This window comes from Mesorhizobium sp. B2-8-1 (assembly GCF_006440955.1).
In the GTDB taxonomy this organism is placed as follows: domain Bacteria; phylum Pseudomonadota; class Alphaproteobacteria; order Rhizobiales; family Rhizobiaceae; genus Mesorhizobium.
The window spans coordinates 52,749-78,215 of record NZ_VFTX01000017.1; the positions used below are offsets into that span (position 1 = coordinate 52,749).

General features: G+C 64.0%; 23 protein-coding genes and 1 pseudogene. 14 read left to right on the top strand and 10 right to left on the bottom strand.

Annotated elements, in window-relative coordinates; translation table 11 throughout:
• Nucleotides 1-132: 132 nt before the first annotated feature.
• Together FJ428_RS29605 and FJ428_RS29610 are read right to left on the bottom strand one after the other, a co-directional pair.
• Nucleotides 133-867, bottom strand: coding sequence for a 16S rRNA (uracil(1498)-N(3))-methyltransferase (locus FJ428_RS29605; RefSeq protein WP_140623981.1), 735 nt, complete (start codon nucleotides 865-867; stop codon nucleotides 133-135).
• Between the two features lie 31 nt (nucleotides 868-898).
• Nucleotides 899-1,561 carry a hypothetical protein gene (locus tag FJ428_RS29610; protein WP_140515026.1) on the bottom strand — a complete coding sequence of 221 codons (663 nt, stop codon included), beginning with the start codon at nucleotides 1,559-1,561 and terminating at the stop codon, nucleotides 899-901.
• 88 nt (nucleotides 1,562-1,649) lie between these two features.
• Between FJ428_RS29610 and FJ428_RS29615 the strand changes: the two genes are divergently transcribed.
• Together FJ428_RS29615 and FJ428_RS29620 are read left to right on the top strand one after the other, a co-directional pair.
• Nucleotides 1,650-2,348, top strand: coding sequence for a type 1 glutamine amidotransferase (locus FJ428_RS29615; protein ID WP_140624050.1), 699 nt, complete (start codon nucleotides 1,650-1,652; stop codon nucleotides 2,346-2,348).
• Nucleotides 2,349-2,629: 281 nt separating this feature from the next.
• Nucleotides 2,630-2,770: a hypothetical protein gene (locus FJ428_RS29620; RefSeq protein ID WP_181165325.1), complete on the top strand. Its 141-nt coding sequence runs from the start codon at nucleotides 2,630-2,632 to the stop codon at nucleotides 2,768-2,770.
• 40 nt (nucleotides 2,771-2,810) lie between these two features.
• On the opposite strand, the gene FJ428_RS29625 is transcribed toward FJ428_RS29620, so the two are convergent.
• Genes FJ428_RS29625 through FJ428_RS29635 form a run of 3 tightly spaced genes read right to left on the bottom strand, consistent with a single transcriptional unit; the run spans nucleotide 2,811 to nucleotide 5,583 of the window.
• Nucleotides 2,811-3,578 carry a metallophosphoesterase family protein gene (locus tag FJ428_RS29625; RefSeq protein WP_140498373.1) on the bottom strand — a complete coding sequence of 256 codons (768 nt, stop codon included), beginning with the start codon at nucleotides 3,576-3,578 and terminating at the stop codon, nucleotides 2,811-2,813.
• A 39-nt stretch (nucleotides 3,579-3,617) separates the two neighbouring features.
• Entirely contained in the window at nucleotides 3,618-4,754 is a 1,137-nt protein-coding gene (locus FJ428_RS29630) for an alpha-hydroxy acid oxidase (protein ID WP_140524799.1), read from the bottom strand.
• Between the two features lie 25 nt (nucleotides 4,755-4,779).
• Nucleotides 4,780-5,583: an FCD domain-containing protein gene (locus FJ428_RS29635; protein WP_140515030.1), complete on the bottom strand. Its 804-nt coding sequence runs from the start codon at nucleotides 5,581-5,583 to the stop codon at nucleotides 4,780-4,782.
• Nucleotides 5,584-5,793: 210 nt separating this feature from the next.
• Here FJ428_RS29635 and FJ428_RS29640 point away from each other — a divergent pair, with 210 nt between their 5' ends.
• The 4 genes from FJ428_RS29640 (at nucleotide 5,794) to glcF (ending at nucleotide 11,538) form a co-directional block, all read left to right on the top strand.
• Nucleotides 5,794-7,116, top strand: a complete 1,323-nt coding sequence (locus tag FJ428_RS29640) for a DUF3422 family protein (RefSeq protein WP_140566453.1) — start codon at nucleotides 5,794-5,796, stop codon at nucleotides 7,114-7,116.
• A 160-nt stretch (nucleotides 7,117-7,276) separates the two neighbouring features.
• Nucleotides 7,277-8,773, top strand: coding sequence for an FAD-linked oxidase C-terminal domain-containing protein (locus FJ428_RS29645; protein WP_140880741.1), 1,497 nt, complete (start codon nucleotides 7,277-7,279; stop codon nucleotides 8,771-8,773).
• Between the two features lie 223 nt (nucleotides 8,774-8,996).
• Nucleotides 8,997-10,202, top strand: coding sequence for a glycolate oxidase subunit GlcE (glcE, locus tag FJ428_RS29655; protein WP_140880743.1), 1,206 nt, complete (start codon nucleotides 8,997-8,999; stop codon nucleotides 10,200-10,202).
• Nucleotides 10,203-10,212: 10 nt separating this feature from the next.
• The gene (gene glcF / locus FJ428_RS29660) at nucleotides 10,213-11,538 is read left to right on the top strand and encodes a glycolate oxidase subunit GlcF (protein WP_140880745.1); all 1,326 of its coding nucleotides are present in this window, start codon (nucleotides 10,213-10,215) and stop codon (nucleotides 11,536-11,538) included.
• A gap of 14 nt (nucleotides 11,539-11,552) precedes the next feature.
• On the opposite strand, the gene FJ428_RS29665 is transcribed toward glcF, so the two are convergent.
• Nucleotides 11,553-12,473, bottom strand: a complete 921-nt coding sequence (locus FJ428_RS29665) for a bifunctional 5,10-methylenetetrahydrofolate dehydrogenase/5,10-methenyltetrahydrofolate cyclohydrolase (RefSeq protein ID WP_140524795.1) — start codon at nucleotides 12,471-12,473, stop codon at nucleotides 11,553-11,555.
• A gap of 252 nt (nucleotides 12,474-12,725) precedes the next feature.
• Nucleotides 12,726-13,460, bottom strand: coding sequence for a L,D-transpeptidase (locus tag FJ428_RS29670; RefSeq protein ID WP_140498365.1), 735 nt, complete (start codon nucleotides 13,458-13,460; stop codon nucleotides 12,726-12,728).
• 214 nt (nucleotides 13,461-13,674) lie between these two features.
• Here FJ428_RS29670 and FJ428_RS29675 point away from each other — a divergent pair, with 214 nt between their 5' ends.
• Nucleotides 13,675-14,313 carry a DNA-3-methyladenine glycosylase I gene (locus tag FJ428_RS29675; RefSeq protein ID WP_140498364.1) on the top strand — a complete coding sequence of 213 codons (639 nt, stop codon included), beginning with the start codon at nucleotides 13,675-13,677 and terminating at the stop codon, nucleotides 14,311-14,313.
• Between the two features lie 2 nt (nucleotides 14,314-14,315).
• Here FJ428_RS29675 and FJ428_RS29680 read toward each other — a convergent pair whose 3' ends face one another.
• Entirely contained in the window at nucleotides 14,316-14,561 is a 246-nt protein-coding gene (locus tag FJ428_RS29680) for a hypothetical protein (RefSeq protein WP_140498363.1), read from the bottom strand.
• A 249-nt stretch (nucleotides 14,562-14,810) separates the two neighbouring features.
• Here FJ428_RS29680 and hisS point away from each other — a divergent pair, with 249 nt between their 5' ends.
• The 4 genes from hisS (at nucleotide 14,811) to FJ428_RS29700 (ending at nucleotide 20,328) form a co-directional block, all read left to right on the top strand.
• Nucleotides 14,811-16,316: a histidine--tRNA ligase gene (hisS, locus tag FJ428_RS29685; RefSeq protein WP_140880747.1), complete on the top strand. Its 1,506-nt coding sequence runs from the start codon at nucleotides 14,811-14,813 to the stop codon at nucleotides 16,314-16,316.
• A 178-nt stretch (nucleotides 16,317-16,494) separates the two neighbouring features.
• Nucleotides 16,495-17,616 (top strand): ATP phosphoribosyltransferase regulatory subunit, encoded by a 1,122-nt coding sequence (locus FJ428_RS29690; protein ID WP_140673471.1) that lies wholly within the window; start codon nucleotides 16,495-16,497, stop codon nucleotides 17,614-17,616.
• Nucleotides 17,613-18,311, top strand: a complete 699-nt coding sequence (hisG, locus tag FJ428_RS29695; protein WP_140673472.1) for an ATP phosphoribosyltransferase — start codon at nucleotides 17,613-17,615, stop codon at nucleotides 18,309-18,311. The genes FJ428_RS29690 and hisG overlap by 4 nt, the downstream gene beginning before the upstream one ends.
• A 244-nt stretch (nucleotides 18,312-18,555) precedes the next feature.
• Nucleotides 18,556-20,328: an AMP-binding protein gene (locus tag FJ428_RS29700; protein ID WP_140673473.1), complete on the top strand. Its 1,773-nt coding sequence runs from the start codon at nucleotides 18,556-18,558 to the stop codon at nucleotides 20,326-20,328.
• Between the two features lie 146 nt (nucleotides 20,329-20,474).
• Here the strand turns inward: FJ428_RS29700 and FJ428_RS29705 are convergent, their stop codons facing one another.
• Complete coding sequence (locus tag FJ428_RS29705) at nucleotides 20,475-21,407, bottom strand: LysR family transcriptional regulator (RefSeq protein WP_140880749.1); 933 nt, start codon at nucleotides 21,405-21,407, stop codon at nucleotides 20,475-20,477.
• A 92-nt stretch (nucleotides 21,408-21,499) separates the two neighbouring features.
• Here FJ428_RS29705 and FJ428_RS29710 point away from each other — a divergent pair, with 92 nt between their 5' ends.
• Nucleotides 21,500-22,513 carry an NADP-dependent oxidoreductase gene (locus tag FJ428_RS29710; RefSeq protein ID WP_140880751.1) on the top strand — a complete coding sequence of 338 codons (1,014 nt, stop codon included), beginning with the start codon at nucleotides 21,500-21,502 and terminating at the stop codon, nucleotides 22,511-22,513.
• Between the two features lie 70 nt (nucleotides 22,514-22,583).
• The gene (locus tag FJ428_RS29715; RefSeq protein WP_181167436.1) at nucleotides 22,584-22,886 is read left to right on the top strand and encodes a putative quinol monooxygenase; all 303 of its coding nucleotides are present in this window, start codon (nucleotides 22,584-22,586) and stop codon (nucleotides 22,884-22,886) included.
• A gap of 201 nt (nucleotides 22,887-23,087) precedes the next feature.
• On the opposite strand, the pseudogene FJ428_RS29720 reads toward FJ428_RS29715, so the two are convergent.
• A pseudogene (locus tag FJ428_RS29720) lies at nucleotides 23,088-23,694 on the bottom strand (tyrosine-type recombinase/integrase).
• A 622-nt stretch (nucleotides 23,695-24,316) separates the two neighbouring features.
• Here FJ428_RS29720 and FJ428_RS29725 point away from each other — a divergent pair.
• Nucleotides 24,317-25,467 (top strand): Ig-like domain-containing protein (locus FJ428_RS29725; RefSeq protein ID WP_140880755.1); only part of this gene is annotated, 1,151 nt, incomplete at its 3' end.

The window sequence follows — 25,467 nt, forward strand, 5'->3', positions numbered from 1 at the left end:
CGGCCGGAAGACCGCCGGCGCTAGATGGACGAAATGTCAGTAGCCGATCAAGCGAAAAATCCTGAGCCAGAGGTCAACAGGAATTGAACGATGCGGCTCTTCCCATCTCCACAAGAGGGGAGGAAGAAACCCTCACCAATCGCCGATTGTGGCCTGCATCACCGCCAGTGCGGCCACGGCGGCCGTGTCGGCGCGCAGGATGCGCGGGCCGAGCGGAATGGCGGTAACGAAAGGCAGAGCGCGCAACAGCTTGCGCTCTTCGTCGGAAAATCCGCCTTCCGGCCCGACCAGCAGGCCGAGCTTCCTTTCGCTCAACGCTTGCAGCGTGGGCAGGGGATTGTTGGTCGAAGCGTCCTCGTCGCAGAAGATCAGCCGCCGCTCCTTGTCCCAGCCGGTCAGCAGGCGTTCGAACTTTTCCGCTTCCCGCACCTGCGGCACCGCAAGTATGCCGCACTGCTCGGCCGCCTCGACGACATTGGCGCGCAACCGGTCGATGGAGGGTTTGGCCACTTGCGTGTGCTGGGTGATGACCGGCTGCAGCACGCCGGCACCCATTTCGACCGCCTTTTGCACCAGATAGTCGAGCCGGCCTTGCTTCAGCGGTGCGAAGCAGTAGACGAGATCGGGCAGCGGCGGCTGCGGCCGTTGCCGCGCCAGCACCCTCAGCTTCACCGCCTTCTTGGACCTGGCCGCGATGGCCGCCGACCATTCGCCGTCGCGGCCGTTGAACAACAGGACCTCGGCGCCCTCGCCAAGCCGCAGCACATGCAGAAGATAATGGCTCTGCTGGTGGCCGGCGTCGAACTCGATCTCCGGCCCGAGATCGTCGGGCACGAACAGGCGTTGCATCTTGTAATTGGCGCGCATGGCCGAGGAATGGGCGAGCCGGCGGTTGGCGTCAAGCCTTGGCGGAAGGATGCCAGACGGGTTCGTAGCCTCGCCTCAGCACCCCGATCGTGGTCGGCGGCGTCAGCAGCCGTAGCGGCCGATGAGCGAGGTCGTTGAAATCCTGCGCTCCGCAATATCCTGCGAACGACCAGCGCAGCGCCTTGCCGCGACGCAAGGCGTAGGCATTGCCTCCACCCTCGACCATCGTGCCGTCGGGCAGGCCTGCAAGCTCGTCAGCCGCCACCACCGGCGGCTTGCCGCCCGCGGCCAGCCGCTCCTTGTGCAGCCGCTTGTCGACCTGCGGCGCGCGCGGCTCCGTTATGCCGAAGGCTTCGCCGAAGCGACCCACAAAATCCCTGGCCCGTTCGCGCCGGCAGAAGAAGCAGGGCCGATGGCCCGCCGCCAGCGCCGTCACCTCGTCGAGGAAGAACAGTTCCGTCCAGCCCGCCTTGGGTCCCGATAGATCATCACGTCGCCGGTTGCGGCCCATCGGCTCGCGCCGCACGTCGCCGAAGTCGCAGACGCAGATGATCCAGGCGTGAAGCGCCCAGCGTTTTTTCAACAGCGTCCTGGTCTCGGGATCGTGGATGATGCCGCGATTGCCCATGAACAGGCCGCGCTCGGGCACGGCGTGGATAGCGCCGAACGGATCGACCCGGTTTTGCAGTGGCATAGTTTTCTCCGCGCGCCCGCATCTTGGCTGAAATGCCGGCGCCATGATATCGCTCGTCGCATCGTTTTCACGTCAGCAGGGTTTTGCGATGCGGGTGCTGGTGGTCCAGAACTACGACAACACCGGCCTCGGCCAGGTCGGCGCGGCACTTGCGGAAGCCGGTGCCGATCTCGACATCCGCCTTCCTTACAAGGGCGATCCGCTGCCGGATGATGCGAACGGCCACGACGCCATGGTGGTGCTCGGCGGCGGCCAGAACGCGCTGGCCGACGATGAATATCCCTATTTTCCGGCGCTGCTCGAACTTATCAGCGATTTCGCCGGCCAGGACCGCGCGGTGCTCGGCATCTGCCTCGGCAGCCAGCTGGTTGCCCGCGCCTTCGGCGGCGAGAACCGCATCGGCGGCGCCAACGAATTCGGCTGGCGCGGCGTGTCGCTGACGCCGGACGCCAAGGCCGATCCGGTGCTGGCCGAGCTTCCAGAAAAGTTCCCGATCTTCCAGTGGCACGACGACACCTTCGTGCTGCCTGAAGACGCCGTGCGGCTCGCCGGCAATGATGTCGCCGAGAACCAGGCGTTCCGCGTCGGCCGCGCCGTCTACGGCTTCCAGTTCCATTTCGAGGCCGATCGGCCGCTGGTGAAGGACTGGAGCACCTCTTTCGCGCCGATCATTGCAGCGCGCCACCCCGACTGGGCCGGCAAGCTCGAGGGCGAAATGGCCCGTAACGGACCGGATGCCGATGCTGCCGGCCTTGCCATCGCCCGCGCATGGGTGGCGACGATCTGAGCATCATCTCTGCGGACCAGGGCGTGGCATAATTGGCACGCGGCGGTGAATCCGCCTGGGGAAAACCGGTTTCGTCCTTGGCTTGTGTACGCCCGCCATCCTAGAAGGCGCGCGCTCTGCATCACCGGTGCAACCGCGACGGACCTTTGTGTGGCCCGTGCGACACACCGCCGATACAGAACGTGCCTAGAAGCGCGAAATCGTCGAAACTTTGAGACGTATTTTCGGTTTCAACGCATTGGTAACCGCCTCGTGCACAGATGCAGGAAGCTCAACAAGAGATGACGTCCGTGAAAGCAGCGCTTCTGTCCTTTGCCATGATGTCCGCCATCGTGATTTGCGGTCTCGGCATCTATGCGGCCGATGCCGCCAACAACCACAACGCCGTCGACGGCTACGGCGTCACCGCTTCGCTGCGCTGAATAGCCGGACCGTTCGCGTCGTTTCCGCGGCGCGCGCCACTCAAGCTTCCCTTATTGTCATTGTCAGAATGCGTTTGTCGGCGTCCTCGACAACGAGCGCGCTCAGCATGCCTGATTGCCAGGCGAGCGTATCGACATTGACGCGGTTGGCCATGACTTCCGCCTCGGGAACGGGCGTGTGGCCGTGCACCACGATCTTCGGGAAAAGGCCGGCGTGATCGTGGAAAACGTCGCGGATCCAGATCAGATCCTGCGGATTCTGGTTCTCCAGGGCAACGCCTGGCCTGATGCCGGCATGGCAGAAGAAGAAGTCGCCGAAGCTGATTGAGAAGGGTAGCGAGCGCAGGAAGTCGATATGGTGTTGCGGTACGGCTTCGAGCAGAGCCTGATGCCCCCGTCTCATCGTCTCCATCCTGCCGAACCAGCCGGCGTCGGCCGCGAGGGGCACACCGTAGGATAGCGCCGTCTGGACCCCGCCATAGCGCATGAAAAGCCCGTCCGGGTCAGGGGTATCGAGAAAATCGAGAAAGCCGAGATCGTGATTGCCGGCAAGCATCAGGTTTCGCGGATCGCGTTTGCGCGCCTCGATCAGGAAATCGACGACGTCCTTGGAGTCCGGCCCACGGTCGACATAGTCGCCGAGGTGGATGACGCGCCAGTCGCGAGCCGGCTTCCATTCGAGCTCGCTCTCGATTCGCTGATGCATGGCGGCCAGCAAATCGAGCCGGCCATGGACATCGCCGATTGCGTAGAGCCGCATGCCGTCCGGTCCGCGCGCGTCCAGGAAATGAATGTCGGGTTCTGCCAACGTATCGCTGTCTCCGTGATCAGGCCGTCGCCGACCTGGCTAGCGCCGGATCTGGTCCTTGCCCATGTCGGTCACCAGACGTTTTCCGCACAGCGCCAGTGTGATGTCCATTTCCTTACGTATGATTTCCAGCGCCTTGGTAACGCCTTCCTTGCCGAGCGCGCCCAGGCCGTAGAGGAACGGCCGGCCGATATAGGTGCCCCTGGCGCCGAGGCACAGTGCCTTCAGCACGTCCTGGCCGGAGCGGATGCCGCCATCCATGTGCACCTCGATCCTGTCGCCGACCGCGTCCGCGATTTCCTCCAGCGCCATGATCGACGAGGATGCGCCGTCCAACTGACGCCCGCCATGGTTGGAAACCACGATCGCATCGGCGCCCGTTTCAGCGGCCATCAACGCGTCTTCCTTGTCGAGAATGCCTTTCAGGATCAGCTTGCCGCCCCAGCGTTCCTTGATCCAGGCGACATCCTTCCACGACAGATGCGGGTCGAACTGCTCCGTCGTCCATGACGCCAGCGAAGCCACGTCGCCGACGCCCTTGGCGTGGCCGACGATGTTGCGGAACGTGCGGCGCTTCGTGCCGGCCATGCCCATCCACCAGCGCGGACGGACCGCGATGTTGGCGATGTTGGCCAGCGTCATCTTGGGCGGCGCCGAAAGTCCGTTGCGGACATCCTTGTGCCGTTGGCCGAGGATCTGCAGGTCGAGCGTCAGCACCAACGCCGAGCATTTCGCCGCTTTTGCCCGGTCGATCAGGTCGAGCACGAAGTCCTTATCGCGCAGCACGTAAAGCTGGAACCAGAACGGCTTCTTCGTCACCGACGCGACATCCTCGATCGAGCAGATGCTCATCGTCGACAGCGTGAACGGCACGCCGAATTCCTCGGCCGCCTGCGCCGCCAGCATCTCGCCGTCGGCATGCTGCATGCCGGTCAGGCCGGTTGGGGCCAGCGCCACCGGCATGGCCACCTTCTCGCCGATCATGGTCGATTCCAGTGAGCGGTTGCTCATGTCGACCAGCACGCGCTGGCGGAACTTGATCTTCTGGAAGTCCTCCTCGTTGGCCCGGTAGGTGCTCTCGGTCCATGCGCCGGAATCGGCATACTCGAAGAACATCCTGGGCACGCGCCGTCGCGCCAGGTCCTTGAGGTCGGCAATGGTGAGAATGTCGCTCATCGTGTCCCCGCTTGATCGATATCGTTCAGGAGCGTTTGCGCGCCGGTTCGGCATCGCCGGCTTCAGAGCGTTGCCTGAGCCTGAGCCGCGATACGCGCTGCCAGTCGCCGCTGCGCTCGGCTTGCGCCATCGACCGCTCGACATAGATCATGTGGTCCATCGCCGCCTGCCGCGCGCCGGCCGGGTCGCCGGCCTTGACCGCGATGTGGATCGCCCGGTGCTGGGCCAGCAGCGCATCGCGCGCGCCGGGCACCGTGAACACCAGCAACCGGTTCTGGAACACGCCTTCCGACAGCAGCCTGTAGCAGGAGCGCAGCGTATGCAGGAGCAGGATGTTGTGCGCGCATTCGCAGATCGCATGATGGAATTCGACGTCGATCTCGGCTTCGTCGTCGAAATCCCCGGTGCGGTGCGCTTCGTCCATGCGTGCCATGATGCGGTCGAGCAGGGCCAGGTCCTCCGGCGTGGCGCGCCGCGCCGCATATTCGGCGGCGATCCCCTCCACCTCGCGGCGATATTCCAGGTAATCGGCCACCGCCTTGCGATGCGTCGAGATCAGGTCCGCCACCGGCTTGGTGAACAGCTGGCCGATGATGTCGGCTACATATGTGCCGCCGCCCGGCCGCGTCGTCAAAAGGCCGCGTCCCTCGAGCGCCTTCAGCGCGTCGCGCAGGATCGGCCGGGACACATCGAACTGGCGTGCCAGCTCGCGCTCGCCAGGCAGCCGGTCGCCGGTGCGCAGCACGCCTTCGAGGACGAGGCTTTCGATCTGCTGCACCACCTCGTCGGCGGTTCGCGAGTGCTCGATCCTGGAAAAAATGTCGCTCAACGGCATGCCTGGGAGTGTTGAACCGGTGTCGCGCAAGATAAAGCCAGCGTCGCCAACTGGTCAAATTATTTATCCAATTGGTCGAAGCGTGTCGGCTTCCCCGCTCGCGCCCCTATCCTCTTCGGCTAAACTTTGCTGTTTGCGTCAGGAGCCTATTGGCTCTAGAGGACGCAACTGCAAGAGGGTTCAAAGAAACCCGGGGAACAAGCCGTGTCGCACGACCCGTCCAATCTCGAATTTCAGCCGCGCGCCAAGGGCAGCGTGCTCGGATTTCCGGCGCATGAGGGACGGCCCGGCGCGCTGGGCGAAGTCCATGCCCGTCCGCACCCGCTGATCGAGAAGCCGCGTGTGCTGATCCAGCTCGCCTTCATGACCGAGGGTGGCGCCGGCGTCGATCATTCGGTGCTTTCCGAGCTGTCGCGCCGGCTCGGCATAGCCGCGCCCGACCGTCAGGCCCGCCATCACGCCATGAGATGGGGCCAGGGCTCGTTGCGCTGGGAGCGGCATACCGAATTCTCCACCTATCTGTGGGAAGGGCCGCTTGCCGAAGGCGGCAAGGGCCAGGAGGATTCGCCGTTCGGCAACGGATTTTCTCCACCCGGAACCGTTATTTCAGGCATCCGGCTCGAGATCCGCAAATGGACGCAGGCGGGCGAGCGGTCGATCGCCGGCTTCGATCCGACCAGCCTCTGCTATTCGCTGGTCGAACGCGGCAATGCTGCAATCGTCACCGATTTCCGCCAGGATGGCGACGGCCTGACCCGTATGCTGATCCTTGACCGCGCCCTGACGCCGGCCAGCACTGGCGCCTTGTCGCAGCGGCTGATCGACATCGAGACCTATCGCACGCTGGCCATGCTCGGCCTGCCGCTGGCGCTGGCCTTGTCCGGCCGCGCCCGCCGTATCGAGGACAGGCTGGCCCAGATCACGCTGGAGATGAAACTCGCCGAGACCCGCGACAGCCAGAAATTGCTTGCCGACCTGACCGAACTCGCGGCTGAGTTGGAAGCCGACGCGGCGTCGAGCCTCTACCGCTTCGGCGCCAGCCGTGCCTATGACGGTATCGTCGGCGAAAGGCTGGAAGCGCTCGAGGAAGAAGCCGTACAGGGATATGACACCTGGGCGGGGTTCCTGCGGCGGCGCATGGCGCCTGCCATGCGCACCTGCCGTTCGGTCGAGGAGCGTCAGGCCAACCTGTCGCGCAAGCTGACGCGCGCCACCACGCTGCTGCGCACCTGGGTCGATGTCGAGGTCGAGAAGCAGAACCGCGACCTGCTCGCCTCGATGAACAATCGCGCCCGGTTGCAACTGCGCCTGCAGCAGACCGTCGAAGGCCTGTCGGTCGCGGCCGTTTCCTACTATGTCGTCGGCCTCGTCGGCTATGTCGCCAAGGGCGCCTCGATCTTCGGCCATGCCTTCGCGCCCGAAGTGGTCACGGCGGCGTGCGTGCCGCTCGCCATCCTGCTGGTCTGGTGGGGCGTGCGGCGGGTGCGGCGCATGCATTCCGAGCCGACGAAACATCCGGGCGAGTAGGCGCGCCTTTACTTCCCACAGGATAAAGCGCACCAGCGGCAGATTGCCGCTACGGAAGGCGTCCGTTGCGTCCGTGTCCGCTCTCGGTCAAAGCGGGGTTTGCAACCGACGCCCTTCACTGGTAAAAGATTTTGACCAGTCACGCGAGATGAGGCTGCCGATGTCCGGCCTTGCCATGCCCAAGCCAGACGACGCCACGATGCGCCGGCGCGGCGAGATCGTCGCCGACATGCGCATTATCGTGCCGGGCGAGGGTGTGGTCGACGCGGCCAACGAAATGCGCGCCTTCGAGAGCGATGGCCTGACCGCCTACCGGCAATTGCCATTGGTCGTGGTGCTTCCCGAAACGGTGGCACAGGTTTCGCGCGTGCTGAAATACTGCAATGACCGCAACATCCGCGTCGTGCCGCGCGGCTCCGGCACCTCGCTGTCGGGCGGTGCGCTGCCGCTGGAGGACGCGGTGCTCCTGGTCATGAGCCGCTTCAACCGCATTATCGAGATCGATTTCCCCAATCGCATCGTCGTCGCCCAGCCGGGCGTCACCAATCTCGGCATCACCACCGCCGTCGAGCAGGAGGGTTTTTACTACGCCCCCGACCCATCTTCCCAGATCGCCTGCTCGATCGGCGGCAATGTCGCCGAAAATTCCGGCGGCGTGCACTGCCTCAAATACGGCCTGACCGCCAACAATGTGCTCGGCATCGAGATAGTGCTGATGAGCGGCGAGGTGGTGCGTCTCGGCGGCAGGCATCTGGACGCGGAAGGCTACGACCTGCTCGGCGTCATGACCGGCTCCGAAGGCCTGCTGGGCGTCGTCACCGAAGTCATCGTGCGCATTTTGAAGAAGCCGGAGACGGCACGTGCGCTGCTGATCGGCTTCCCGACCAGCGAGCAGGGTGGCCAATGCGTCGCCGACATTATCGGCGCCGGCATCATTCCCGGTGGCATGGAGATGATGGACCGTCCGGCGATTCATGCGGCGGAGGATTTCGTCCATGCCGGATATCCCCTGGATGTCGAGGCTCTGCTGATCGTCGAGCTCGATGGGCCCAGCGTCGAGGTCGATCATCTCATCACCGCGGTCGAGGCGATCGCCATCCGCAACGGTTCGACCACCTGCCGCATTTCGCAGTCGGAGCAGGAGCGATTGAGCTTCTGGGCAGGGCGCAAGGCTGCCTTCCCCGCGGTCGGCCGCATCTCGCCCGACTATTACTGCATGGACGGCACCATCCCGCGCAAGGAACTGCCGCGCGTGCTGGCCGGCATGCGCGAGCTCTCCGAAAAATACGGGCTCGGCGTCGCCAATGTCTTCCATGCCGGCGACGGCAATTTGCACCCGCTGATCCTTTATGACGCCAACGTGACGGGCGAACTCGACAAGGCCGAGAGTTTCGGCGCCGACATATTGCGGCTGTGCGTGAAGGTCGGCGGCGTCTTGACCGGAGAGCATGGGGTGGGCGTCGAGAAACGCGACCTGATGCCGGAAATGTTCAACGGGATCGACCTCGACCAGCAGATGCGGGTCAAATGCGCCTTCGATCCCAATCATCTGCTCAACCCGGGCAAGGTGTTCCCGCAGCTGCGCCGCTGCGCGGAGCTGGGGCGCATGCATGTGCATCGCGGAGAGTTAGCGTTTCCGGACATTCCGAGGTTTTGAGGGTTATGTCAGCGCCTGAACGCCCCCCTCTGTCCTGCCGGACATCTCCCCCTCACGGGGGGAGATTGGCAGCTTCGTCGCTTCGCCCTTCCGCCAACGCTGGAGATTGGCGAAACCCGGCGCGGCATCCAATCTCCCCCCTTGAGGGGGAGATGTCCGGCAGGACAAAGGGGGGCGCGAAGGAACGCGGCTTTTCCGCATTTGCATATGGCGCATCGGCGCCATGACCACCTTCACTCCCACCACCCCTTCCGAAGTGCTCTCCACCGTCGCCTGGGCGGCGGCGGAAGGCTCGCCGCTCGAAATCCTCGGCCACGGCTCCAAGCGCGGCATCGGTCGTCCGCTGCAGACCGAGCACACGCTCGACCTGTCGAAGCTCTCCGGCGTCACGCTCTATGAGCCCGCCGAACTGGTGCTGTCGGCAAAGGCCGGCACGCCACTGGCCGAAATCGAGACGCTGCTGGCGCAAAACGGCCAGCAACTCGCTTTCGAGCCGATGGATTACGGCCCGCTGCTCGGCGGCGAGCCAGGCAAGGGCACGCTTGGTGGTGCGCTTGCAGCGAACCTCTCCGGCCCGCGCCGGCTGAAGGCGGGGGCGGCGCGCGACCATATCCTGGGCATCCATGTGGTTTCCGGCCGCGGCGAGGCCTTCAAATCCGGCGGCCGCGTGGTCAAGAACGTCACCGGTTATGACTTGTCCAAGCTGATGGCCAACAGTTGGGGCACGCTGGCCGTGTTCACCGACGTCACCTTCAAGGTGCTGCCGTCGGCCGAGACCGAGGTCACGCTCGCCGTCCGCGGCCTGCTCGACGATGCGGCCGCCGCGGCGATGGCGCTGGCGCTCGGCTCCAGTGCGGAAGTATCGAGCGCCGCGCACCTGCCGGAGCGGATTGCCGCACGGGTTGCCGCAGGCGTGCTCGGCAATGATGCGGCCACGCTGCTGCGGGTGGAAGGTTTTGGCCCCTCCGTCGTCTATCGCATCGCCGCGCTGAAGACGTTGCTCGGAAATGCCGGACCACTGGAGGAGATTTCCAGCGAAGCGTCGGCTGCCCTGTGGCGTGACGTGCGCGATTGCAGGCCTTTCGCGGACAACAGCGACAAACCGGTCTGGCGCGTATCGATGGCGCCTGCCCAGGCGCACCAGATGGTTTTCACGCTGCGCATGCAGGCTGCCGTCAGCGCCTTCTATGACTGGCAGGGCGGACTGGTGTGGCTGCGCATGGAGGAGGGTGACCCGGAAGCGACGCTGCTGCGCGGACTTCTGAGAAAACATGGCGGCGGTCATGCGACGTTGGTGCGCGCGGCTCCTTCGCATCGCGCCGCTCTGCCGGTGTTCGAGCCGCAGGCTCCGGCGCTGACTGCGCTCAGCCAGCGGCTGAAGCAGGAATTCGACCCCAAGAACATCCTCAATCCCGGCCGCATGGCCTAGGACATCAGAGATGCAGACCAATTTTTCGCTTGCCCAGCTTGCCGACCCGCATGTCGCCGAGTCGGAAAGAATCCTGCGTAAATGCGTGCATTGCGGCTTCTGCACCGCCACCTGCCCGACCTATGTGACGCTGGGCAACGAACTCGATTCACCGCGCGGGCGCATCTACCTGATCAAGGACATGCTGGAAAACGGTCGCCCCGCCGACAAGGAGATCGTCACCCATATCGATCGCTGCCTTTCCTGCCTCGCCTGCATGACCACCTGCCCGTCTGGCGTCAACTACATGCATCTGGTCGACCATGCCCGCGCCCATATCCAGCAGACCTATAGGCGGCCGCTGCTCGATCGCCTGACCCGCGCCATGCTGGCCTTCGTCCTGCCCTATCCCCGGCGTTTTCGCGCCGCGCTCAAATTGGCGAAACTGGGCAAGCCGTTCATCGGCCTGTTCGAGAAGATCCCGGCATTGAAGCCGCTTGGCGCAATGCTCAAGCTCGCCCCGGAATCGATCCCGGGAGCATCGCCGATGGCTTCGCCGGGCACCCATACCGGGCAGGGGGCGAAGAGGGGCCGCGTCGCCATCCTCACCGGTTGCGCGCAATCGGTGCTCGATCCCGCCATCAACGACACGACCATTTCACTGCTGACGCGGCTTGGCGTCGAGGTCGTGGTGCCGCCGGGCGAGGGCTGTTGCGGCGCGCTCGTCCATCACATGGGCCGCGAGCAAGCCGCCCTTGCTTCTGCAAGGCAAAATGTCGATGCCTGGACCCGCGCGATTGAACAAGGCGGGATCGATGCCATCATCATCACCGCGTCGGGCTGCGGCACGACCATCAAGGATTACGGTTTCATGCTGCGGCTTGATGCGGCCTACGCCGAAAAGGCTGCACGTGTCTCCGCGCTGGCCAAGGACATTACCGAATACCTGACCGCCATCGACCTGCCCGAACCGGTGCGCAAGCCGGGCACGGTCGTCGCCTATCATTCGGCCTGTTCGATGCAGCACGGCCAGAAGATCACCCGCCAGCCTAGGGAATTGCTGGCCAAAGCCGGTTTCATCGTTCGCGAGCCGCGCGAAGGGCATTTGTGCTGCGGTTCGGCCGGCACCTACAACATCTTGCAGCCGGATATTTCGGCCGGGCTGCGCGACCGCAAGGTGAAAAACATCGAGGCTACCGGCGCTTCGGTCGTCGCCACCGGCAATATCGGCTGCATAACGCAGATCGCGTCTGCCGCGAAGCTGCCGGTGGTGCATACGATCAAGCTGCTCGACTGGGCCTATGGCGGGCCGAGGCCGGAAGGTGTCGCCGAACCCGGCCTGATCGCCGCTGAGTAGGGGCCGCCCCGGCGTTATTCGGCCGCCAGCCTGTCGATCGTGCCGTAGGTCGCCTCGTAGAGCGCGCGCTGGCGGCTGAGCGCCACCATCGTGTTGCGCAGCAGGATCGCAACGGTGATCGGGCCGACGCCGCCCGGCACCGGCGTGATCCAGGAGGCCACGTCCTTCACGCTGTCGGTGTCGACGTCGCCGACGATACGGGTGGAACCGTCCGGCAGCGTCTCGGAATTGATGCCGATATCGATGACGGCCGCACCCGGCTTTACCATGTCGGCCTTGATCAGGCGCGGCTTGCCGACGGCGACGAACAGCGCATCGGCGCGGCGCGCGTGCGCGGCGACCGAGCGCGTCATGTGGTGACAGACCGTGACCGTCGCGCCTTCGCTCATCAACAGGAAGGCGATCGGCTTGCCGACGATCTCGGAGTGGCCGACCATCACCACTTCCAGGCCCTTGAGGTCGAGGCCGGTTTCCTTGAGCAACTCGACCGAGGCGGCCGCCGTGCAGGGCGCCAGATCGAGCTGGTTGTAGACGATGTTGCCGATCGAGGCCGGATGCATGCCTTCGACGTCCTTCAGCGGATGCACCGCCGCCTGCAACGTCCTGATCGGGATATGTGCCGGCACCGGCCGCTGGATGATGATGCCGGTAACGCGCGGATCGGCGTTCAGGCCGTGGATCGCCGCTTCCAGTTCGCCCGCGGTGATGGTGGCGGGAAAGCGCCGTTCGTCGAAATCGATGTCCGCCAGCTCTGCCTTGGCGCGCTGGTTTCGTACATAGACATCCACCGCCGCCGTATCGCCGACGGTGATCGACACCAGTTTGGGCGGGAACCCTTCGGCCCTTGCGATCGCCGCATCCTCGCGCACGGAGGCGATGATGCGCCGGGCAACCGGGCCGCCCTTGAGATAGCGGCTGTCGTCGGACAGTGACATGATCGGACTCTTCTGACCTGAGCGTTGCCTTGCCATAGCAAAAGAACAGCGGCAATGGCAGCACGAATGCGAACCGTCATGCCTTTTGCGCGACGTGCGGGCGCGGCAGTGCTTCGTCCGAAACGGAAAGGGCAGCACGGTTTCCCGTGCCGCCCTTTCTGACCGGCCGCATCCCCATACGGCCCGTCCCCCGTTATTCCTTCCGATCCCGGGAAGCGCTGCGCTTCCGGATCGGGTGATTCGCAGCAACTATTATATCACCTCGACAGTGGTTCCGACATCGACCCGTTCATAAAGGTCGACGACATCCTCGTTGCGCATGCGGATGCAGCCCGACGACACGGCGCCGCCGATCGTCCAGGGCTGGTTGGTGCCGTGGATGCGATATTCCGTACTACCGAGATAGAGCGCGCGCGCGCCGAGCGGGTTCTCCATGCCCCCGGCCAGGTAGGTTGGCAGGTAACGCCCCTTGGCGGCCTCGCGCTTGATCATCGCGGCCGGCGGGCGCCAGTCCGGCCAGACCCGCTTGTTGGTGATCTTGTGCGTGCCCGACCATTCGAAGCCCGGCTTGCCGGTGCCGACGCCATAGCGCCGCGCCTTGCCGTTCTTTTCGACCAGATAGAGGAAGTTCTGGGTCGTATCGATGACGATGGTGCCCGGCTTCTGGGAGCCGTCATAGGCGACTTCCTGCGGCAGGTAGATCGGATTGATCTGCGGGCGCGCGACCATGCGCTTGGCCGGGGCCTGCACGGCCGCCGTTTGCACGCGGTCGGGCTGCGCATAACGCGGGCGCGGCTGCTGCGCGACCTGCCGGTTCTGCCGCACGATCCCCGGCGCTTGGCCAAGCTGCAGCACCCAGGGGGCGGAAAGGTCGGGGCTCACCATCACCGGCGGTCTGTCGGCATAGCGGTCTCCGGCCGTGGAAGGTGTGACGCCTGCGGCAAACGCAGCCACGGCGCCGAGCACGGAAAACAAAACTCTCTTCATCGGGAAAGCACCTTGATCGTCTGACAAACCGGGTGGAAACCACCTCCCGGTTCAGCGATCATTGGCGCGGGAACAGCAACCGAAACATGAATCGGAATGTGTAAAATGCGGAACTGTCGGTAAACCTTTTGGTGTGGTTACCGCCGCGTTCAGGAATCTGGTAAAGCCAAGGTAAAGCAGCGCAACCAGCGCGTTAACGAATGGAATTCTCGCCATGGACAAGGAAAGAACCGGCCTTCTCGCCGGACCCGACGGTGTCGCGCGCTGCTTCTGGCACGGCAATCTGCCCGACTACCTGCATTACCATGACCATGAATGGGGCCGCCCGGTGGCGGACGACCGCCGGCTGTTCGAGAAGATCTGTCTCGAAGGCTTCCAGTCGGGCCTGTCCTGGCTGACCATCCTGCGCAAGCGCGAGAATTTTCGCGCCGCTTTCGCCGGATTCGATTTCGACAAAGTCGCCGCCTTCACCGACAAGGACGTCGAGCGCCTGCTCGGCGATGCCGGCATCATCCGCCATCGCGGCAAGATCGTCTCGACCATCAACAACGCCAAACGCGCCCGCGAAATGGCCGATGAATTCGGCTCGCTCGCTGCCTGGTTCTGGAAGTTCGAACCCGGCAGGGAGGAACGGCCGCAGGTGGTCGACCTCGCCCATCTGCGCGCCAATCCGACCACGGCGGTCTCGATCCGCATTTCCAAGGATCTGAAGAAGCGCGGCTGGACCTTCGTCGGCCCGACCACGGTCTACGCCTTCATGCAGGCGATGGGCCTGGTCAACGATCATCTCGAGGGGTGTGTGTGCCGCAAAGAGGTCGAGAAAGAACGGAAGGCTTTCAAACGGCCGAAATAGCCTCAGGCGCCGTTGGCACTTCCCAGGAACAGGTCGGCGACGATCGCGACCACGGTGGCGACGGTTGGATAGATCACCAGCAGGCCGGTCACCAATGCGTCGCGCAGGGAAGGTCCGGTATCGGCGTGTACCTCGAACGGTCCGGCCGGCTGGCCGATCATGCTGGGAGCTTGGACATCTGCGGCGCGCAGGCGTGCCGGCATGTCGCCCGCATCCCTGTTGTCGTGAAATTCCACCGCGCTCATCATGTCCCGAACCCCTCCATTGCGGTGCGCTGTATCGGCCTCGATTATGTCGGCACGATGCCGCGCCGATGGCGGGATTGTTTCATTTTCGGTGCGTTTTTGTTTCGGCGAACGCCCGCGTGCCTTCTCGCATGCATGGAGACAGCGCCTGCCACCGGCCTTGCCCGGTAGGACCTGTTCGGTTAGGACACGCCCGTTGCGAAAATCGCAACGCTGTTGAGTTTTCAGCAACACGGAACACCGGGCGAATCCATGGCCGACAAATCGGAAAAGACGAAAGCGCGGCTGCCGCGCGGTTTTGCCGACCGCAGCGCCGAAGATATCCGCGCCGTCGAGAAGATGATGGCGACCATCCGCTCGGTCTACGAACTCTACGGTTTCGAACCCGCCGACCAGCCGCTGATCGAATACACCGATGCGCTCGGAAAATTCCTGCCCGACCAGGACCGGCCGAACGAAGGCGTGTTCTCCTTCCAGGACGATGACGACCAGTGGCTGTCGCTGCGCTACGACCTGACCGCGCCGACGGCGCGTTTCGTCGCCGAGAATTTCGAGCGCCTGCCAAAACCCTATCGCAGCTACCGTTCCGGCTGGGTGTTCCGCAACGAGAAGCCCGGTCCCGGCCGCTTCCGCCAGTTCATGCAGTTCGACGCCGACACGATCGGCACGCCGGGCGTCGCGGCCGACGCCGAGATGGCGATGATGATGGCCGATGTGATGGAAGCGCTCGGCATCAAGCGCGGCGACTACGTCATCCGCGTCAACAACCGCAAGGTGCTGGACGGCGTGCTCGAGGCGATCGGCCTCGGAGGTGAAGGGAATACGAGTCGTCGGCTGACCGTGCTGCGGGCGATCGACAAGCTGGACAAGCTCGGGCCGGAAGGCGTGCGGCTTCTCTTGGGACCAGGGCGCTGGGACGGCGGCAAGGAAGGCGAGGGCGACTTCGCCAAAGGCGCCGGGCTGAATGATACGCAAGCCGAGGCGGTTCTTCAGGCGACCGCTCGAAATGCGCAGGCCGGCCAGGATGCCAGCGTCAGTGGGAACGCCGTCTACCAGGAGGGCGTTGGCGAGCTCGCGACCATCGAGGCCCTGGTCAGGGCGGCGGGATACGGCGAAGATCGCGTCGCTATGGACCGCTCCGTCGTCCGCGGCCTCGAATATTACACCGGCCCGGTCTTCGAAGCCGAGCTCTTGGCCGAGATTCCCAACGAGGATGGCCAGATCGTGCGCTTCGGTTCGGTCGGCGGCGGCGGGCGCTATGACGGGCTGGTGTCGCGCTTCCGCGGCGAGCCGGTGCCTGCGACCGGCTTCTCCATCGGCGTTTCCAGGCTGATGACGGCGCTGAAGAACCTCGGCAAGCTCGACAGCGCCGATGTGATCGCGCCGGTCGTCGTGCTGGTGATGGACAGGGATACCGAAAGCCTCGGCCGCTACCAGAAGATGGTGGGCGAGCTGCGTGCCGCCGGCATCCGCTCCGAAATGTATCTCGGCGGCGCCGGCATGAAGGCGCAGCTCAAATATGCCGACCGTCGCGGCTGCCCGGTCGCGATCATCCAGGGCGGCGACGAGCGCGCCAAGGGCGAATTGCAGATCAAGGACCTGATCGAAGGCGCGCGCCTGTCGGCCGAGATCACGGATAACGCCGAATGGCGTGCCGCCCGCCCGGCACAGGTCACGGTGGCGGAAAGCGAGCTGGTGGCGCAGGTGAAGAAGATCCTGGCGGCGCAGGCAGCCGACCGCGCGAAGGGTGGCGCTTGAGCACCCCCCTCTGGCCTGCCGGCCATCTCCCCCGCAAGGGGGGAGATTGGATGTCGCGTATGCTTTCGCCAATCTCCGTCGTGGCAGAAAAGGCGCTGCGCTCGAAGCTGCCGATCTCCCCCCTTGCGGGGGAGATGTCCGGCAGGACAGAGGGGGGTGCCTCGCGCCCATGCGCTCTGTGACCTCCCGCTATCCCGCCATCGCGGCCGACATCGCCGGCCTCTTCGCGACCCGCGACACGCATGCGGTGGAGGTCGCCGTGCTGCAGCCGGCCGATCCGTTTCTCGATATGGCCGGCGAGGATTTGCGCCGCCGCATTTTCCTGACCGAAAGCGAGACCGGGCAGACGCTCTGCCTGCGGCCGGAATTCACCATTCCCGTCTGCCTCGATCATATCGCCAGCCAGGCCGGTACGCCGCGTCGCTACTCCTATCTGGGCGAAGTGTTCCGCCAGCGCCGCGAAGGCGGCAACGAGTTCTTCCAGGCCGGCATCGAGGATCTCGGCGACCGCGACACGGCCGCTGCCGATGCCCGTTCGGTGGCCGACGCGCATGCACTGCTGTCGCTGGCGCTGCCGGGCCAGCCGCTCTCGATCACGCTCGGCGACCAGGCCATCTTCGAGGCGGTGCTGGCGGCTCTCGGCCTGCCGCGCGGCTGGCGCATGCGGCTCGCCCGCGCCTTCGGCTCGGCGACGATGCTGGAGGCAGCCCTTGCCGATCTCGCCAATCCGCCGCGCAACAGCCAGCTCTCCGGCCCGGTCGCGGCACTCGTGCTCGACGGCGATCTGGACGGTCTCTCCGCGCATATAGCCGGCGGCATGGAACAGGCCGGCCTGTCGGCTTCGGCCGGACGCGCGCCGGCCGATATCGCGCGGCGGCTGATCGAAAAGGCAGAACTGCGCAGCGTGCGGCTGTCCAACGAAGCCTTCGCGGCGCTGAAGACCTTTCTGGCGATCGACGTGCCGCTCGATGGCGCGGCCCAGGCGCTCGAGAGTTTTGCCGGTGCCGCCGGGCTTTCGCTGGGAGCCGCGCTGGAAAAGTTCGCGGCGCGCGCCAAGGCCGTCGAGGCGAATGGCCTGCCGGCGCAAAAGATCCGCTATGACGCGGCCTTCGGCCGCCCGCTCGATTATTACACCGGCCTCGTCTTCGAGATCGCGGCGCAAGATGGTGAAAGGCCGCTGGCCGGCGGCGGCCGCTACGACCGGCTGCTGACGCTGCTCGGTGCCAAGACGCCGATCCCCGGCGTCGGCTTCTCGGTCTGGCTCGACCGCATCGAGGCATTGCGGGAGCGCGCACGATGATCACGCTGGCGATCCCGTCCAAGGGCCGGTTGAAGGAGCAGGCGCTGGAGGTGCTGGCGAAGGCAGGCCTCGCCATCAGCCTGCCCGGTGACGAGCGCAAATATCACGCCCGCGTCGAAGGCGTGGACAATGTCGAGGTCGTCTTCCTGTCCGCCTCCGAAATATCGGGCGAGATCGGGCAGGGCGCCGTCGATCTCGGCATCACCGGCGAGGACCTCGTGCGCGAGAACCTCGCCGACTGGGAGGCGCGCGCCGAAATCGTCGCCCGTCTCGGCTTCGGCCATGCCGATGTCGTGGTGGCCGTGCCCGACATCTGGCTCGACGTCGAGACCATGGCCGACCTCGATGATGTCGCCGCCGATTTCCGCCAGCGTCACGGAAGGCGGCTCAGGATCGCCACCAAATACTGGCGGCTGACCCAGCAATTCTTCTCGCAGAAGCACGGCATCCAGGTCTATCGCATCGTCGAGAGCCTGGGCGCCACCGAAGGCGCGCCGGCGGCCGGCCTTGCCGATGTCATCGTCGACATCACCACCACCGGCTCGACGCTGCGCGCCAACCATCTCAAGGTGTTGGCCGACGGCGTCGTGCTGCGGTCGCAGGCGTGTCTCGTCGCATCGCGAAAGACGCGTTCCACGGCCGACGAGACGATGCTGCGCGACATAGCGGCCAGCATGGCCTCGGTGAAGGGATAGCTGGCGGCGGACAAATTTTGTTCTTGCTTTGTGCCGGCCACTATGCTACTAATATTGGTATGGTGATGATTTGCGCCCCCGCCCTTCGAGGCGGGTTTTTCGTTCTGCGCCATTCTCACGACCCTGCCATTCTTATGACCGTGGAAGGCGGCGCGGTCCGCCTTCGAAGCTTGGCCCTACCTTCGGCGGGATTTCCACCGTCCCGGCAGGCTGATAGGCTCGGATGTCCTGGGAGGAGAGAGCGATGCCGGTCAATCTCGACGAGCTGAAGAACGCCACCAGTTTGCGCGGACGCGGGGCGCGCGCCGGCAGCGTCTTTGTCGCGCCCGTCGACGGCAAGGCGCATGTCTCGGGCGAGCGCGGCGTGCCGCTGCTCGACAAGACCATCCCCGCGCTGTTCTCCGACACGGCCGGCAAATACGGCACGCTCGATGCCGCCGTCTTCGTCGGCCAGGACAAGCGCTTCACCTGGAGCGAGCTGTCCGACACGGTGGATGCGCTGGCCGCCGGTTTCCTGGCGCTGGGCCTCGAAAAGGGAGATCGCGTCGGCATCTGGTCGCCCAACCGCTGGGAATGGCTGGTGACGCAATTCGCCACCGCCCGCATCGGCCTGATCCTGGTCAACATCAACCCGGCCTACCGGCTCACCGAGCTGGACTATGCGCTGAACAAGGTCGGCTGCAAGGCTCTGGTCACCGCGGCCAGCTTCAAGACCTCGGATTATCTCGGCATGATCGAGACGCTGGCGCCGGAGATCGCGACGGCCACGCCCGGCAAGCTCAGGGCACAGAAACTGCCGGCGCTCCGGATCGTCATCCGCATGGGCGAGGAGAACTCGCCCGGCATGTTCAATTTCGCCGATGTGCTGGCGATGGCGGGGCGCGACGAGCATGACAGCCTCGACCGCATCTCCGAGGGGCTGAAGCCGGACGACGCCATCAACATCCAGTTCACCAGCGGCACCACGGGCGCACCCAAGGGCGCGACGCTGACCCACAACAACATCCTCAACAACGGCAATTTCGTCACCTCGGCCATCAGGTTGACGGTCGACGACCGGCTTTGCATTCCCGTGCCGCTCTACCATTGCTTCGGCATGTCGATGGGCACGATGGGCTGCGTCACCAAGGGCGCGACCATGGTGTTCCCTGGCGAGGGCTTCGATGCCGGCGCCACGCTGAACGCCGTGGCGCAGGAACGCTGCACCGGCCTCTACGGCGTGCCGACCATGTTCGTCGGCCTGCTCGACCATCCCGATTTCGCCGTCTTCGACCTGTCCACCCTGCGCACCGGCATCATGGCCGGCTCGCCATGCCCGATCGAGGTGATGAAGAAGGTGGTGTCGCTGATGCATATGTCCGAAGTGACCATCGCCTACGGCATGACCGAGACCAGCCCGGTCTCCTTCCAGAGCAGCGTCGACGACCCCTTGGAAAAACGCGTCTCGACCGTCGGGCGCGTTCATCCCCATGTCGAGGTCAAGGCCATCGATGCCGATGGCGCGACCGTTGCCGTCGGTGCGCCGGGCGAACTCTGCACACGCGGCTATTCCGTGATGAAGGGCTATTGGGACGACGAGGACAAGACCCGCGAGGCGATCGATGCCGACGGCTGGATGCATACGGGCGACCTCGCCACCATCGACGCCGAGGGCTATTGCAACATCGTCGGCCGGGTTAAGGACATGGTCATCCGCGGCGGCGAGAACGTCTATCCGCGCGAGGTCGAGGAGTTCCTCTATCGACACCCCAAGGTGAGGGAGGTGCAGGTGTTCGGCGTTCCCGACGCCAAATATGGCGAGGAGCTCTGCGCCTGGATTGTGCTCAAGCCCGGCCAGATCGCCACCGAGCAGGAGATCAAGGCCTTCTGCGCCGGCCAGATCGCGCATTACAAGATCCCGCGCCACATCCGCTTCCGCACGGAATTGCCGATGACGGTGACCGGCAAGCCGCAGAAATTCCTGATGCGTCAGGCCATGGTGGAGGAGCTGGGGTTGGTGGCGCAGAAGACTGCGTGAGGCGAGCGCGGGGCAGGAAGGTGCGGTTGCCGAGACGAGTGTGAAATGGCGGCTTTCGGGTCGGAAGCGGACTGTCAGTTCTTGAGTGCCGCTGCGCCGATAGCTGCCATTCGGCAACCGCCCACAAGCGGCCCTTCCGCGCCAGATCAGTCGATGCTTGAAACTGCCATTCGCTGCATGAAAGCGGCGTCGAGCATGGTCAGAAAGGCGCGCACCGCGGGGTTGGCGCGTCGGCTTGCCGGCCAGAGCACGGTGACGTTATTTCGCTCGACGGCGAACGTGGACAGCACGGGGACCAGATCGCCGCGCTTCACATAGGGAGCCGCCATGAAGGAGGCGCCTATGCCTATCCCGCCACCGGCTGCCAGCATGATGAGCACGGCATCGCTGGCATCGGCGACCACACCGGCATTGGGCACGATCTCGATCTCGCGGTCGCCAATCCGGAAGGGCCAGCGAAAGGTCTGGCCTGTGCTCTGATACCGAAGGTTGACGGTGTCGTGCCCTCCCAGGTCATCGGGATGGGTCGGGGTGCCGCGTTCCTCGAGATAGGCTGGCGAGGCGAAGCAGCAAAGCCGATGGGGCGCGAGCTTGCGTGATAGTAGCCGGGTGTCAGCCAGATCGCCGATGCGTATGGCGACATCGATCCCTTCCTCAATCATGTCCACCATCTGGTCACCCAGCCTGAGATCGACGACCAGGTTCGGGTGGAGCCGACGGAAAGCCGGTAAAGCCGGGGCGATCAGGTGGAGTCCGATCGGCAGCGACGCGGCCACGCGCAACGTGCCCGATGGTTCGGAGCGCGCGGTCATTGCCGCCTGCTCGATTTCCTCCGCCTCGCGTAGCAGACGCAGCGCGCGCTCATGCAGGTCGCGCCCTTCGGGCGTGAAGGTGAGCGAGCGCGTCGTACGGGTAAACAGCGACAATCCTAAATGCCGCTCGAGCCGCTGGATGCTCTTGCTTACCGCCGACGGGGAAATCGACAGCGCGCGCGCCGCTGCCGTGTAGCTGCCCAGCGATCCGGCACGCGCGAAGGCGATGATACCAGTGAGCCGATCCAAAGCGATATGTTCCACCATGGCATTACTTAAGCGCCATCTGCGTCGATTATCAACCAGGGACGATGCCACTAAATCTGCTCCAACGACATGATGAGCGGAGATTTGACCAAATGAGCGACAAGATGAAGGCAGTCCGTCTGCACGCATTCGGTGGTCCCGAAGTGCTGGTGTACGAAGACGCGCCGAGGCCAAATGTGAAGCCCGGCGAGGTGCTTGTCCGCGTCCAGGCGGCGGCGCTTAATCCGCCCGACTGGTATCTGCGGGACGGCTATCGCGCACTGCCGCCAGAATGGCGACCCAACGCATCCTTCCCACTGATTCTCGGCACGGACGTGTCGGGCGTCATTGAAGCGGTTGGCGCCGACGCCGGTGAGTTCAGCATCGGCGACGAGGTCTATGCAATGGTTCGCTTTCCCCATGACCTAATGACGGGTAGCAATGCCTACGCGCATTATGTCAGTGTGCCGGCATCGCAGCTAGCGTTGAAACCAGCCGGCATCGACCATATTCATGCAGCCGGCGCGCCGATGTCGTTTCTGACGGCATGGCAGTTCTTGATCGAACCTGGCCACGACGAGCCGAATCCGTTCCAGCCCTTCCGGCATGAGCCGGTGCCGCTCGACGGCAAGACGGTGCTAGTCAACGGCGCCGGAGGCGGTGTCGGGCATCTGGCTGTCCAGTTGGCGAAATTGCGGGGCGCTCGCGTCATCGCGGTGGCATCGGCCAAGAACGAGGGGCTGATGCGAGATCTCGGCGTGGATCAGTTCGTCGACTACAAGACGACCGCGACCGAAGAAGTCGTCCGAGACGTCGACCTTGTGCTCGACGCGGTGGGCGGCGCGGACATGGAGCGCTTCTTCCATGTTCTGAAGCCGGGCGGCGCGCTGTTCCTGATCAACCCGCTGGGCTTCACGGGTCACGAGGAGGCAGAGAAGCTGGGAATCACTGTCTCATCCACACAGGTTCGATCGAATGGCGCGCAGTTGGCAAAAGTCGCCCGCCTGCTCGACGACGGCATTGTGCGTGTCGTCATCGACAGCACATTCCCGCTGGCCGAGGCATCGCGCGCGCACCAGCGCGCCGCTGACGGCAGTATTCAAGGCAAGATCGTGCTGGCTGTCTGATTTGTTGCTTTCAGCCGCCCGATCGTCAGAAGTGCAGACGGTCGAGCGGGATCCACCAAGGTAAGCCATGATGCTGATTGTTACCGGCTATATGTACGTCGAGCCCTCGTCGGTCGCCGAGTTTGTCGAGGATTTCCAGAACCTCGCCATAGCTACGCGGCAGCGGGACGGAAATCTTTCCTATGACGCGGCTGTGGACGATCCGCTTGCCGGCCGCCTCCTGATCGCCGAGCGGTGGAGAGACCAGGCCGCACTCACTGCACATCTCCATGCTACCGACACGATGGCGTTCGTTGGTCGATGGGGCGACACCATTAGGGGTGAAATTCTCAAGTACGACGTCCTGCGCAAACGTGGCTTGATGGACGAGTAGCAAAGTACGCCGGTGAGCGTAGAGCGGCAGTCGGATCGTCTGCATATCTGCGCTCGCAACCGGCGCAGTGGACGGCAGCTATCGACAGCTCTTGTCCTGAAATAGCTGCCGGACCGTTCACCACCCAAGGACAGCCGGTATTGCAATGTATTCCGGAGGCTGAAGCGGTCATCCGTGGTGCATCGGGTGACCGCCCAGATGTCAGATTTCCGTTCGCTCTGCCAAGAGCAGCGCGTCTTCGAACGGTGTTCTCGATCTTGGAATGGCCAAGCAGGATTTGGATGGCCCCGAGATTCCCTGTCGCCTTGTAGATCATCGATGCCTTCGTGCGACGAAGCGAATGAGTGCCATACTCCTCCGGACGCAGACCAATCGCAGTCACCCATTCGTCAACCAAGCGGGCGTACTCCCCTCGTGGTCATGTGGTGGGCGTGATTGATCCGGCTCGGGAACGCATAGTCTTCGACCATGCCGCCACGCCGTTCGAGCCAACAGAGAAGGCTGGCTCTCACGTGATCTCGAACTGGACGGGAGGACCGGTCTTCTGTTGGACGACGCTTGCTCGGGTCCTGATTTCCGGTCCGGCGACCACATCGCGAATCCTGATCTTGACTAGGTCGCAGCCGCGAAGTTTGCTGTCGATTGCCAGATCAAACAACGCACGGTCCCGAATACGCGTTTCGCGATCGAGGAAGAAGCGAATAGCCCAGATATGCTTCTGGGTGAACGGACGCTTGGTGCCGACCTTCTTTCCAACATTCCAAGCTGCGCGCTCGCGGTTGGCATCATCGAATTGAGAATGGCCCATGTGAGTTCTCCTCGCCCTTGATTGGCCGGAGGAGAAACGGTGCGGGGCACTTGCCGCTTGGGGGCCGGTGGCCGACGGTCAGCTCGCGATCGTTGGAGTGACGAGAGCAGACATCGAGCTTATCATCCAGCTTACATAGGCATCGAAAAATGCGACCGCTCGCTGCTGCTTGATGGCGCCCGGTGTCCGAAGATATTGCGGCAGGTGAATGTCGTGAGCGTGATCGGTGACTGAGAAGCATCCATACTCGTACGGCCCCAGAAGCGGCTCTCCATGCTCTGGGTGATAAGGAGTTCTACAATACCTTGCAAAAAGATCGGTGGGCCATTGCGAGCCGCCGAACGGACGTATGGTAAGTGCTTTGGTGATCATTTTGCAACACAAGACTTTTGCTTAGGAATGCTCGTTGCGCCATTGCCGGCCATGCAATACCAAGAAGTGGGGTAGGTTGCGTCGATCATCGATGTAGCTCGGGCGGGTCTCTGTGGCTATATTGGCCAGCAGCACCAAATTGTTGGATATTCGCCAAGGCATAGCATTCGGGCCGGATCTTCAAGCCAAGCCTTCATGGTTTACGTGAGTGTTGCCACCTTTGGCACCCTCGCGAGTTTGGAGCGGCGCCGTGACAATCCGTTTACTGCCGAATGGCGAAGCGCGTGGCTGGTCCCCCAAACGGCTGATCAGCATCGTTTGCGGCTTGGCGAAATCTGTTTTCGTTGGTTCGACAGGAATTTTTGACCGTGTCGGCCGAGCTGTTCTGGTTCTGGTCCTTGGTCTGGGGCTTCCCGCTTTGGCCACTACCGCAGCCAACGCGGTAACGATCACCTCGCTTAGTTTCAATCCCACGACTTTTACCAACCCCGGTACGGTTATTACCTTCACTATGGGGTTCAACACCGGCAGCAGAGCCTGGAATAGCGCGACATTCCAGGATCAAAGCGGGCCCGTGTTCACCACGGGAAGCTGTTCGCCAGCGCCAAACAACACAACCAACCAAGACGTTTCGTGTACGTTTACGTACACTACGACTGCCGGGCAGACTCAAAATCTTCAGTTCATCCCGCAAGTCACCGTGGATGGGTTGGACACCGGTACCTATAGCGGCATCGCGACAGTTACCTATGTACCTCCGCCTCCAGCCACGGTAACGCTGGTCTCTTCCCAAAACCCTTCCAGCTTGGGCGCCCCCGTCACCTTTACGGTAACCGTCGGTGGCAGTAACGGCACCCCGACCGGATCGGTGGATATTTACGACTTCAATGGCCATCTCTCTGTGACCGTCCCGCTTTCCGGGGGCGTGGCACAAACGACGACCTCCGCATTGCCTGCCGGCGGCAACGATATCGAAGCGGATTTCAATCCTACCGGCACCAATTATTCTGCAAATAGCGATCTGATCACGCAGACGGTGAACGCGGCCGGCCTGTCGATGAATTCGACGCCGTCGGCGGCAACCCAAGTTGGGCAGTCCTATTCCCAAACGAATGTCGCCAGCGGAGGCGTGGGCCCGTACACCTACTCCGTCACAGCGGGAAGCCTGCCCGCAGGCACGTCCATCAATGCGTCCACCGGCGCCGTAACCGGGATCCCGACCACAGCGGGTGCCTTCAGCTATTCGGTTCAAGCAGTCGACAGCACAAATCCAACTCACCTGACCATAACGCAACCGACAAACGGAACAATCACCCGGGGCAATCAGACGATCAGCTTCACGCAGCCGGCCGATACGGCGCTGACGGCCGGGCCGGTGATCTTGACGGCGACGGCGACCTC